Below are 284 nucleotides of genomic sequence, written 5' to 3' on the forward strand. Positions count from 1 at the left end.
TTCTTGAAGGGGCTGTCGCCAGGCAAGGGTACGGCAATGTTATACCGGGCCGAGATTACCGACGAGAGTCCCAACCCGGTGAGCAGCGTTCCAAGCGACAATCCCAAAAGATTGGGCAGCCAGTGCCACTCCCCGGTAAGGAACAACGGACCCACGGTAAAGACCAGCACCACCGGGAGCGAGATGACCAGGCAGGCCAAGGCGCGGCCCAACCGGTCATCGAGTCCCCGGACACCCGCGGCCAGGTGCAGAGCGAAGGCGGTGTTGTCGTAGGAAACATCGGC

At 62.3% G+C, this 284-nt stretch carries 1 pseudogene; it reads right to left on the reverse strand.

What is annotated here, in order from left to right:
- A pseudogene (locus ACPYOM_RS22310) lies at window positions 1-284 on the reverse strand (transporter); the annotation flags it as partial.

Source organism: Monashia sp. HAY1-2A (assembly GCF_056755315.1).